The sequence below is a fragment of the Gilliamella sp. CG25 genome (genome assembly GCF_046635705.1).
In the GTDB taxonomy this organism is placed as follows: domain Bacteria; phylum Pseudomonadota; class Gammaproteobacteria; order Enterobacterales; family Orbaceae; genus Gilliamella; species Gilliamella apicola_I.
In genome coordinates, this window is record NZ_JBIDFJ010000011.1 from 67,027 (window position 1) to 78,558 (window position 11,532).

The 11,532-nt window shown below is 34.7% G+C and carries 9 protein-coding genes and 2 tRNA genes; 3 read left to right on the plus strand and 8 right to left on the minus strand.

What is annotated here, in order from left to right:
* Positions 1 to 141: 141 nt before the first annotated feature.
* From tolB to znuA, 5 genes are all read right to left on the minus strand, one after another.
* Positions 142 to 1,452: a Tol-Pal system beta propeller repeat protein TolB gene (tolB, locus tag ACGH6P_RS09180; RefSeq protein ID WP_411597326.1), complete on the minus strand. Its 1,311-nt coding sequence runs from the start codon at positions 1,450 to 1,452 to the stop codon at positions 142 to 144.
* Positions 1,453 to 1,849: 397 nt separating this feature from the next.
* Complete coding sequence (gene mutM, locus ACGH6P_RS09185; protein WP_267360444.1) at positions 1,850 to 2,662, minus strand: bifunctional DNA-formamidopyrimidine glycosylase/DNA-(apurinic or apyrimidinic site) lyase; 813 nt, start codon at positions 2,660 to 2,662, stop codon at positions 1,850 to 1,852.
* 10 nt (positions 2,663 to 2,672) lie between these two features.
* Positions 2,673 to 5,012: a bifunctional glycosyl transferase/transpeptidase gene (gene mrcB, locus ACGH6P_RS09190; protein ID WP_411597321.1), complete on the minus strand. Its 2,340-nt coding sequence runs from the start codon at positions 5,010 to 5,012 to the stop codon at positions 2,673 to 2,675.
* Between the two features lie 115 nt (positions 5,013 to 5,127).
* Complete coding sequence (mepM, locus tag ACGH6P_RS09195; protein WP_267351450.1) at positions 5,128 to 6,489, minus strand: murein DD-endopeptidase MepM; 1,362 nt, start codon at positions 6,487 to 6,489, stop codon at positions 5,128 to 5,130.
* A 31-nt stretch (positions 6,490 to 6,520) separates the two neighbouring features.
* Positions 6,521 to 7,471, minus strand: coding sequence for a zinc ABC transporter substrate-binding protein ZnuA (gene znuA / locus ACGH6P_RS09200; RefSeq protein ID WP_411597322.1), 951 nt, complete (start codon positions 7,469 to 7,471; stop codon positions 6,521 to 6,523).
* A 92-nt stretch (positions 7,472 to 7,563) separates the two neighbouring features.
* Here znuA and znuC point away from each other — a divergent pair, with 92 nt between their 5' ends.
* The 3 genes from znuC to ACGH6P_RS09215 all read left to right on the plus strand — a co-directional run bounded on the left by znuC (position 7,564) and on the right by ACGH6P_RS09215 (position 10,782).
* Positions 7,564 to 8,337 (plus strand): zinc ABC transporter ATP-binding protein ZnuC, encoded by a 774-nt coding sequence (gene znuC / locus ACGH6P_RS09205; RefSeq protein WP_267360448.1) that lies wholly within the window; start codon positions 7,564 to 7,566, stop codon positions 8,335 to 8,337.
* Between the two features lies 1 nt (position 8,338).
* Positions 8,339 to 9,136: a zinc ABC transporter permease subunit ZnuB gene (znuB, locus tag ACGH6P_RS09210; protein ID WP_411590608.1), complete on the plus strand. Its 798-nt coding sequence runs from the start codon at positions 8,339 to 8,341 to the stop codon at positions 9,134 to 9,136.
* A 122-nt stretch (positions 9,137 to 9,258) separates the two neighbouring features.
* Positions 9,259 to 10,782: a YifB family Mg chelatase-like AAA ATPase gene (locus ACGH6P_RS09215; protein ID WP_411590610.1), complete on the plus strand. Its 1,524-nt coding sequence runs from the start codon at positions 9,259 to 9,261 to the stop codon at positions 10,780 to 10,782.
* Between the two features lie 5 nt (positions 10,783 to 10,787).
* Here ACGH6P_RS09215 and ACGH6P_RS09220 read toward each other — a convergent pair whose 3' ends face one another.
* The 3 genes from ACGH6P_RS09220 to ACGH6P_RS09230 form a co-directional block, all read right to left on the minus strand.
* Positions 10,788 to 11,126 (minus strand): DUF413 domain-containing protein, encoded by a 339-nt coding sequence (locus tag ACGH6P_RS09220; protein WP_065557810.1) that lies wholly within the window; start codon positions 11,124 to 11,126, stop codon positions 10,788 to 10,790.
* Positions 11,127 to 11,261: 135 nt separating this feature from the next.
* Positions 11,262 to 11,337 (minus strand) — tRNA-Trp (locus ACGH6P_RS09225).
* 8 nt (positions 11,338 to 11,345) lie between these two features.
* A tRNA-Asp gene (locus ACGH6P_RS09230) sits at positions 11,346 to 11,422 on the minus strand.
* Between the last annotated feature and the right edge of the window lie 110 nt (positions 11,423 to 11,532).

The window sequence follows — 11,532 nt, forward strand, 5'->3', positions numbered from 1 at the left end:
TAATATTTATTTTTAGCCGATCCAACTGATTTCAAATATCGTTTGTTACCAGTTTGGAAATAAAGTTGATATATTATATTTCTTAACTCTTCAGTATAAATTGAATATTTATCATTTTAATTTATCAAGTTCGACAGTAATTTATAAATAAGGTGACCAAGATGGAAATTTCACTTGTCCATCTGATACGGGTAATTCAGCTTTAAAAAAGCCATCAGTCGAAACAAGATTCAAAATCGATCCTAATCCTTTCGTCGAACTGTAAATAATCATGGTACCATTTGGCGCAATACTTGGAGTCTCATCCAAAAATGTATCAGTCAATCTTTGGTAGGTTTTGGTTGCCATATCATATTTCGTGATGTGTTGTTCACCATTGTTGGTTGAAATCATTGCAATAAACGATCCATCTGGAGAAACACGAGCATTCTGATTTTGAGTATTATCCCATGTTAATCTTTGAGGTGTACCACCATTTATATTGATACTGTAAAGTTGTGGACGTCCAGCTTGATCTGACGTATAAACAATTGTTTGGCTATCTGGCATCCAAGAAGGTTCAGTATTATTACTTCGACCGGTTGTAATTTGAGTGATTTGTTTAGAATTTAAATCTTTAATATAAATATTTAAGTTACCATCTTTAGAAAGTGCAAATGCCAACTTTGTACCATCAGGTGAAAATGCGGGAGCACCATTATGTCGAGGGAAAGAAGCAACGGTTTCAATGGCGCCGTTTTCTAAATTTTTCATGACCAATGCAGAATTTCCACTTTCGAAAGTAACAAACGCTAATTTTTTACCATCCGGAGACCAAGTTGGTGACATAAGTGGGGCTTTAGAACGATGAACGGTTACTTGATCATAACCATCATAGTCAGACACTCTTAATTCATGCGTGTACGGCCCTCTGTTGGTCTCTACAACATAAGCGATGCGTGTTCTAAAGGCCCCTTTAATTCCAGTAAGTGATTCGAATATCTCATCACTTGCCGAATGTGCGGCCAAACGCACCCAACGTTGACTTATTGTAAATTGGTTTTCAGCCAAAATAGCACCCGGTTTATCAACGGTGTCGATTAATTGATAAGTAATGTGGTATTTCCCTGAAGCATCAGGTTGAATTGAACCGACGACAACAGCTGAAACGCCAAGATTTTTCCATACAGCAGAATTAACTTCAGATGCGGTTGTCGGTTTTTGTGGCATATTTTCGATGTCGATTGGATTAAATTTACCGCTATTGCGTAAGTCAGATGCAATAATATTTTCAATTATTTGGGGTGGTTCTCCCGATCCTGTCCATTTAAATGGTGAAACAGCAATAGGCTTTGCGGTACTGACACCTTCAGTAATATTTATTTGAATCCCTGTATTATCTGCCCAACTATTACTGATTAAAGCAAATAAAAATATAGAACAAATTATCAAAAAGCGAGAGGCGTATTTGATCATCTTAAATTCCTTAAATTAAACATAAATAACTACGTTAGATTCACTATATATTAGTAGTTGGAGAAAAGTAATAAAAATTAAAACATACGATTATTATCACTTAAAAATGGCAATTTTTATATTTCAACAATTTCTACATACTTTTTCATTAAGAAAGATAGCTGATATTAAATAACAAGTCTATAGTATATGGAATAAAAAGGTTAATATAATTTTAACGCTTTTTTTGTTAAAAAGATTGGTTATGCTAATTTAACTTTTGAGTTATCAAAAAAAGAAAAATAATTGTTTTAAAATTAAAAATTTTCAAACTGTCTGAAAAGATGTTTTAGCCTAGTGTGTTTATTAACATATTTATCGTTTTGAAAAAAAATAAGTATCCATTTGTTTTTTACTATTTTTGACAATTATCACAAAAAAAAGTATTCCGCTGACCTATTTTTTGCGATTTTATTATAGTCTGACAATTATGGCATTCTTGTCCTTCTCGCCCATATACTTGTAATTTTTGAGCAAAATAACCAGGCTTTCCATTAGATTGAAGAAAATCTTTTAGTGTCGTTCCACCTTGTTTAATCGATTTAGTCAGAACTTGCTTGATAGCTGAAACTAATCTTTCAAACTCGGCTAAATGTAATGAATTCACTTTTCGATTGGGATTAATTTTTGCCATATGCAACGATTCCGATGCATAGATATTTCCTACACCAACAACAATATGATTATCCATAATCCAACTTTTAATTGGTATTTGACGATTTTTCGCTTGCGCCAACAGATACTCTGCTGAAAACGCATCACTCAAAGGCTCAGGCCCTAAATGGTTTAATTGAGAAACCTCTTCAAGCGAATTAGCCCAGAGCCATGAACCAAAACGTCTTGGATCAGTATAACGCAATACAACACCATTTTCTAAAACCAAGTCTATATGATCATGCTTTGCTACTTCCTGTTGTTCATCAAGTAAAATACGCAAACTACCAGACATTCCCAAATGAATGATAATCCAATTATGTGCTAGCTGTATCAACAAATATTTTGCACGTCTTTTGACATCCAAAATCACTTCTCCATGAGAACGATGAATGAGTTCATCAACAGGCCAACGTAATTTTGGTTGCCTAACTACTATTTGCTTTATAGTTTGCCCTTTTAAATAAGGCAAAATACCTAGGCGACTTGTTTCCACTTCGGGTAATTCAGGCATTTTATTTCACCTAATTATTTAACATTTCAGTGACCCAAGTTGGTACTTGCTGACTTGGAGTCGGTTGATTATTGTTGTTACATAAGCTTTGTGTATTGGTTGTCCAAACAGGTAACTTTCGACCACTACGATCATCACATTGCCACTGGCCATTATTATCTATCGATAGCATGTAGATATTTTGAGGTATCGGGAGCGATAACCTTTTAGGTGGATTATTTTGTAAGTATTCACTATATATTTTTAATGCACCTGTTGCACCTGTTAATTTCATTGGCGAATGGTCATCCAACCCAATCCAAACAACAGCGACATTTTTACCATCAATTCCTGTAAACCAACTATCACGAGAATCATTACTGGTTCCGGTTTTAGCAGCTAAGTTAAATGATCCATATTTTCGTTTTAGAGACCGTGATGTCCCCGATTCCACAACTTGTTGCATAGCATAAGTAGTTAAATAGGCTGATTGCTGTGAAACAGCTTGAATCTGTTTAGGATAGTTTTGATATACCAATTCTCCCTTATCCGTTAGTACATATCTTAAAATAGATAACGGCGAACGTTGTCCATTGTTTGCAATCGTTTGGAACATTTGTGCTGTTTCTAAAGGTGTTAACTCTAAAGCACCTAATAATCGTGAAGGTAGATTCGTAATACGATCACTTGGCACACCCAATGCTTGCAGGGTATTTTTAGTCGCATCAAGACCAAGAGCTATCCCTAAGTTGACGGTTGGTACATTTAACGAAAGTGCTAAAGCATCCACTAACATGACACGATCACGAAACTTACGATCATAATTTTTCGGTTGCCAGTACGAACCATTATCAAGCTTTATTGAAAGTGGTGAATCATCCAACCACGTATTAAGTTGAAAACGATCCGGTTGCCCTAATGCTGTTAAATATGTTGAAGGTTTAGCAAGTGAACCAATTGCTCTTCGGGTTAACCATGCACGGTTGTAACCAGGATAACGAGGCTCTGCACTACCAATAATTGCACGAATTTCGCCGGTTTCTCGGCTAACAATAACCATGGCTGTTTGTAAATCTTTATTAGTTGATTTACGTAATTTTTCAATTTCATTCGTAACTGATTGTTCTGCCGCTGCTTGGGCAACAGGATCAAATGTCGTAAAAATCTTCATTCCTGAAAGGTGATCTGCTTTATCACCTAATTGCTTTCTTAATTCACTACGAACAACTTGCATAAAAGCAGGTTGTGGCGAAATAACACCACCTTTTGGTAAAACAGATAGTGGGCGCTGACTTAATAGATTATATAACTCATCATCAATAATTCCTTGTTGCTCGGTCAGCTTTAGAACAACATTTCGGCGTTCTAAAACTTGTTTAGGTTGCGTCCAAGGATTATATAACGAAGCCCCTTTTACCATTCCAACTAGAACTGCTTGCTGATCGAGCGTCAATTCATTAACAGGACGACCAAAATAGTAAAGGCTAGCAAGTGGAAAACCGTGGATCTCCTCACTCCCAGCTTGTCCAAAGTAAACTTCGTTTAAATACAACTCTAAGATACGTTCTTTACTATAACGAGCATCAAGAATCATCGCCATATAGGCTTCGCGTATTTTACGGCTTAAACTACGTTCATTAGTTAAAAATAAGTTTTTTACAGTTTGTTGAGTTAACGTACTTCCACCTTCAGTACGGCCCGTGGTAAGGTTGACATAAATTGCTCGCCCAATCGAATATAAACTCACGCCATGATGATCATAAAAACGTTTATCCTCAGTGGCAACTAAAGTTTTAATCAGTGAATCAGGAAATGCTTTGAGAGGAACAAATAAACGTTGTTCTCCATTAGGTGAGTGCATCATTGTAATTAATTTTGGATCGATCTTAAGTAATCCAAAATCACGTCCTGTATCTAAATTAGTAATACGATCTATTCGATTATCATAGAACGTAATTCTAACTCGAAAAGCTTGTTCTTCACCATCAGGAAAAGTAAAAGGGCGACGGTATATTTCAACAGCATCATTACTGACGATGAATTCACCGGGTCGAGTAGCTTGCGTATCCTGTTGTCGATATTGTGCACCTATTAACAACGTTACAACATCGCTTAAACTGTATTCACTTTCTGGCTCAAGATCGATAATTTGACCATAAACAGCTGCTGGTAATTCCCAAACATTACCATCTATGCGTTCTTTTATTTGTTGATCGAGATAAATACCATACATTACGGTCACAGCCACAAAAACTAAAAACAGTTTAAATAGCAATGACAAAAATCGGCGCCAAAGTGAGCGTTTTTTATTTTTATTTTTTTTTACTTTTTGAGTAGGTTTCTTTTTTGTAGATTTAGTCGAAGTATTCAAAGCTCACCTAAAATTCGTCATAAAATATATTTCGTTATCATAACACAATTTTTCAAAGATATATCTGCCTTGTTGATTTAGCACATATTTAGCTTAAAATGATGTATCTACAAAATTAATTATTAAATTCTAGTCGGGGTTTAATACTTTTCACTTTCGCAACAAAAGCGTTTTTAGATTTACCTGTTAAACCTTCATCTATAGGTAAATTAGCTGTTAATGGATTCACAGGTTTATTATTGATATGTAATTCGAAATGTAAATGTGGCCCTGTTGAACGTCCAGTATTGCCTGACAATCCTATTTGTTCACCTTGTTTAACCTGTTGTCCTGGTTTAACGAGAATCTTATCTAAATGCATATAAGTCGTCATATACTGACGCCCATGCCTTATAGCGATATAATTACCTGCTGATCCACTATATTTAGCGATCACAACTTCACCATTCCCCACCGATAAGACAGGTGTTCCTCGAGATACCGCAAAATCAACACCATTATGAGGCGCTATTTTTCCGGTCACAGGGTGTAAACGACGAGGATTAAATTGAGAAGAAACACGTGCTTTTTTTGCTAATGGATAACGGAAAAAACTTTGGGATAAGCTATCTCCATTAATATCATAATATTTACCGTCATCGGCGAGAACAGCATAATAGTCTTTTGAGCCATTTTTGAAGCGAACCGCTAACAATTGGCTATTCGATAAACGGTCGCCATGCATCTCACGAGACAGAATAACCGAAAATTTGTCGCCAATTTGTAAGCGTTTAAAATCTAATCGCCATTGTAAAGCACGAGTAATAATACCGATTTCAGTGCTAGTTAAACCACTTTTACGGGCATCAGCAATAAAATTAGATTTTATTTCACCTTTAATAACGACTTCTTGTAAAATTCCTTCGACCGTTTCTGAATTCTCAACAAAGTCATTACCCGATTTTTCATACATTCGGATATTGTTGCTTGAGATAGTCCAGTTCAAGTTTTGTAAATTATGGTCATCGTCTGTTGTCCACATCAACTGTTGACCAATTCTTAAATTAGCAAGCTGTTTAAATTTGGACGTTAATTCATAAACATCATTTCGATTTACGTTATATCGTAATAAAATATCATGTAAGGTATCGCCCCGAACAATGGTATATTGTACAGTATTGTCTTTTTCATCAATGATTTTATCTAAGTCATCTTTGACAATTTCATCTTCCGGTTCATCAGAGGATTCTATCACAGTAGAATTTGAATTACCGTCGACTAATTCAACCTGACCTTCTCCAATACTTACAGGCACAGAAGTATTATTCACGGTTGTTTCAACTTGAGGATTCAACGGTATATAAACCGTGCGATCCAAATTCAATGGTCGCCATAATATCGTAAAAAAGATAACAACAAGAAGAACGCCTAATATTGAAAAATAGGGAAATTTCACTTTGCTTTTTTCAATATGACGATTTTCAATCTTTCGAGCCAAAATAAACCTTAACTATTTATTATCTATCTGATTATTTATCTAAACAATCCAACAATTGCTGAGTTAATTTCATTAAAAATTGAAAATACGCATCTTTTGAAGGCATTATATCTGTCCCCAAAGGATTCAATTCTCCAATTCTGACATTTGTTCCATTAACCAATTTTTCAATAACTGCCGGGCTAAACTGAGGCTCTATAAAAACACATACTGCTTGGTGTTCTTTTAACTTTTGTTGAATAGCATAAACTTTTTGAGCGCCCGGTTGAACTGCTGGATTTATAGTAAAACTACCTAGATTTTTTAATCTAAACTGTGATTCAAAATACCCATAGGCATCATGAAATACAAAATACCCTCTATTTTGGACGTTTATTAATTTTTTTGCAATGTTTTGTTCTGTTTCAGATAATTTTATAGTGAATTCGTTTAGATTTTCGTCAATTTTTATTTTTTTATCTGGATAAAGGGTGATAAGTTTATCATGAATAAATTGCGCAATAATTTTCGCTATTTCAGGCGAAAGCCAAATATGTTCATCATATTCACCATGATGATCATGGTCTGATTGATGATGATTTATTTCTTCATGAGAATGATCATCGTGATTAGTTCGAAGCAAACTCTTAATTGCAGGAATTTCCATTAATTCAATTTGCTTTTGTTTATCGATATTTTTCAATAAGGTTGGCATAAAGGTTTCCATATCTTCACCAACCCAAATAACTAATTCCGCTGACTTAATATTCTTTAAATCAGAAGGTTTTAATGAATAAGTATGAGGAGAAGCACCGTCCGGTAAAAGAATTTCTGCATCAGTGATGCCTGATGTAATAGCTTGAGTAATAAAACCTATTGGTTTAACCGACGATATAACCGTAGCATTAGCATAATTACTTGCGCTTTGTATTATTAATATTGGGGTTAAGATTATTAAATACTGTATAAACAGTTTAAAAGTCTTCACGATATGATTTTTCACGTTATTATCCAATGCTATAATTTATGATAGAATAAAATTTAATATTGTTATAATATAACATAACATTTAGGTGAGCAAGGGCTACCCGTTTCATGACTCAATTAATTTCACTTGAAAATGTCTCCGTTGAAATCAATCATCAAAAAATATTAGATAATATTTCATTAGCTATTAAGCTAAATCAGATTATTACATTACTTGGGCCTAATGGTGCAGGTAAATCAACGCTGGTTAAAGTCATATTAGGATTACTACCCCACTCTTCGGGACAGATTTGTCGTTTACCGAATTTAACAATTGGTTATGTTCCGCAATCGATAAATTTAAACCCAACTCTCCCTATTACTGTAAAGCGTTTTATGCGGTTAAATAAACAATTAAAAAATGACGATATTTTAAAAACGCTTTCACTTGTTAAAGCAGAATACTTAGTCGATAAATCAATGCATCAATTGTCGGGTGGAGAATTACAGCGTGTTTTACTTGCTCAAGCTTTAGCAAAACAGCCTCAATTACTTATTCTTGATGAACCGACACAAGGCGTAGATGTTAATGGACAAATTCTTTTATATGATTTAATTGCTAATGCAAAAAAACAATTTAATTGTGGGGTATTAATGGTCTCGCATGATCTCCATTTAGTCATGGCTAAAACGGATGAAGTCATCTGTCTGAATCATCATATTTGTTGTTCGGGTACACCTGCTACTGTGTCAAATGATCCTGAATTTGTCTCACTATTTGGTCAACACGGTGCATCACAAATCGCTGTGTATAAACATCATCACAATCACCAACATGACTTATGTAGAACATCGGCTGATCATCAACATGATAAATTAATGCATATAGAAAGGGATCATTAAAATGATTGAATTGTTATTACCTTCTTTGTTAGCTGGATTAAGCTTAACAACCATTACCGGTCCATTAGGAACGTTTGTTGTTTGGCGTAGAATGTCTTATTTTGGTGATACTTTATCTCATGCAGCTCTACTCGGTATTGCTTTTGGTTTTTTATTAAATATTAATCTATTTTATGCAGTAATTTTTGTGACACTGATTTTAGCATTAGGATTACTTTGGTTAGAATCCCAGAAACAACTTCCTATTGATACATTACTGGGTATTCTTGCTCATAGTGCGTTATCTTTAGGTTTAGTTGTAATCAGTCTAATGGGAAACATACGGATTGATTTAATGGGTTACTTATTTGGTGATCTGTTATCGATAACTTACACTGATATCTCTCAAATCGTAATTGGTGTAATATTTATCGGTTTATTATTGATATGGCGCTGGAATGATTTTCTTTTTATTACCGTTAATGAAGAATTAGCTTTCATTCAAGGTATTAATATTCGATTAACAAAATTAATTCTAACACTCCTATTAGCCTTTACTATTGGTATTGCAATGAAATTCGTGGGAGCACTGATTATCACCTCTTTACTTATTATCCCTGCAGCTACAGCTAGATACTTTTCCAAAACACCTGAAGTAATGGCTATACTTTCAATTATTATTGGAATGATATCGGTATTAAGTGGTTTATTATTTTCATTTCTCTATGACACACCGACAAGTCCATCAGTAGTTTTAAGTAATGCTGGCTTATTTTTTGTGTGTTTATTTGTATCGAAGTTTTTTACTGATAAAAATTAACTATTCAAAGAAAAATGGCAATGTTAATTGGACACTACATCACAATAAATCAATATTAAGCCACTTCTCTCATTTTAACAAAGTAACATAATAAATCATTTTAACCATTAATGATTATTTTTATGTCACTTGCAATTATCTACACACGAGCATCTATTGGTATACAAGCACCATTAATAAATGTTGAAGTCCATATTAGCAATGGACTACCAGGCTTTGTATTAGTTGGTTTGCCTGAAGCAACAGTCAAAGAATCTAAAGATCGGGTACGTAGCGCTATTATTAACAGTGGTTTTACGTTTCCTGCCAAGAAAATAACTGTAAATCTATCACCTGCTGATCTTCCTAAAGAAGGAAGTCGTTTCGATCTGCCGATTGCCATTGCAATTTTAGCGGCAACGGAGCAAATTCCTGCTCAGGATTTATCGCAATATGAATTTTTAGGTGAACTGGCGCTATCTGGAAATATTCGCGCTGTGAAAGGTGCTATCCCTGCTGCGATTTCATCACAAAAAAGTCATCGCACATTAATTATTTCAACAGAAAATCAGTCTGAAATTTCTTTAATTCATCATAGCAATGCATTAATCACCAATAATTTATTTGAATTGTGTCAACATCTCAATCATGAAGTGAGTTTATCTAAAGTAAATTACCGTCTAAATGATGATGTAGAAAGTGAAACAGTTAATTTACAAGATGTCATAGGCCAAGAACATGCTAAAAGAGCTTTAGAAATTGCAGCCGCTGGTGGACATAATTTATTGCTTATTGGACCACCTGGAACAGGCAAAACTATGTTAGCCACTCGTTTAACTTCTTTATTGCCGCCATTAACCGATGATGAAGCTCTTGAGAGTGCAGCTATCACTAGTTTAGTCAGTCTAAATGGTTCAATTAAAAATTGGCGTAAACGGCCTTTTAGATCGCCACATCATAGCGCGTCAACTGCAGCACTAGTTGGTGGAGGAACAATTCCAAAACCGGGGGAAATTTCACTGGCACATAATGGCGTATTATTTTTAGATGAATTACCTGAATTTAATCGTAAAGTTTTAGATGCGTTAAGAGAACCCATTGAGTCTGGTGAAATTATTATTTCAAGAGCAAATGCTAAAATACGCTTTCCAGCTAAATTCCAACTTATTGCTGCTATGAATCCAAGTCCTACCGGTCATTATCAAGGAACACACAATAGAACGACGCCTCAACAAGTCATTCGTTATTTGAACCGACTTTCTGGTCCATTTCTTGATAGATTTGATATCTCTATAGAAGTACCACTTTTACCAAAAGGGTCACTAAGTCAGAAAAAAGCATCTGCTGAATCAACAGTATCTATTAGGCAAAGAGTTTTACAGGCAAGAAATACACAATTTGATAGGAATAAAAAATTAAATAGTCAATTAGAAGCAAGTGAAATTGAACACTATTGCCAATTATCTGACGATAATAATGAATATTTAGAACAAGCCTTAATCAAGTTAGGACTTTCAGCTAGAGCTTGGCATCGAATATTGAAAGTATCTAGGACAATTGCGGATTTAGAAGGTTCAAAGAACATAGAACGAAAACATATTTCAGAAGCTTTAAGTTATCGTTCTATGGATAGACTGTTAATTCAATTACACAAAAATATTGGTTAACAGAATCAGTCATCATTATCGACAAAATCATCGTTTACATCAATTTGCGGTTTTCCACCCGATAATGTATGAAAACGTTTTGGTTTATTAATACGAGAAAGGTATTTAAGCCAAACTTTTTCAAAATCGGTTGCAGGCTCTTTTTTACCTTTACAAACTGCAACAAATGATTTTTCTTCTGCTGTTGTCGGTTTTTTTGTTTCTGCATCAAGATCTTTAAATGCACAACCATGCTTTTCTAAAATTTGTGCTTCTTTAATAGTAAAATCACCATGACGAGAAAATCCTCGTGGATAATTTTTATTATCAAAAAAACGTTGTTGACTTACAAAACTTTCAGCCATTTTTTTTCCTCTGGATTGTAAAAGTAGTTGGGCGGAAATTATAATTAACTAAGTAAATCTGTAAATAAATTTTTTTTATTTATATAGATAAAAATAATCAAACGACTAAAATTAAGACAAATTCATGATTTTTTGTGGCAGGGGCGGAGAGTCTCGAACTCCCAACACCCGGTTTTGGAGACCGGTGCTCTACCAATTGAACTACGCCCCTAAATAAGGTGGCGGAACGGACGGGGCTCGAACCCGCGACCCCCTGCGTGACAGGCAGGTATTCTAACCAACTGAACTACCGCTCCACCGTATTTGGTATGATTACATAGTATAACTTACTTATTTAAAAGTCTGGCGGCACCCTACTCTCACATGGGTAATACCCACACTACCATCGGCACTACGGCGTTTCACT

Coding starts and splice junctions, on each gene's coding strand:
- mutM (WP_267360444.1), bottom strand. CDS start 2,662: ATGCCTGAATTACCCGAAGTGGAAACAAGTCGCCTAGGTATTTTGCCT.
- znuC (WP_267360448.1), top strand. CDS start 7,564: ATGACTCAATTAATTTCACTTGAAAATGTCTCCGTTGAAATCAATCAT.
- znuB (WP_411590608.1), top strand. CDS start 8,339: ATGATTGAATTGTTATTACCTTCTTTGTTAGCTGGATTAAGCTTAACA.
- ACGH6P_RS09215 (WP_411590610.1), top strand. CDS start 9,259: ATGTCACTTGCAATTATCTACACACGAGCATCTATTGGTATACAAGCA.
- ACGH6P_RS09220 (WP_065557810.1), bottom strand. CDS start 11,126: ATGGCTGAAAGTTTTGTAAGTCAACAACGTTTTTTTGATAATAAAAAT.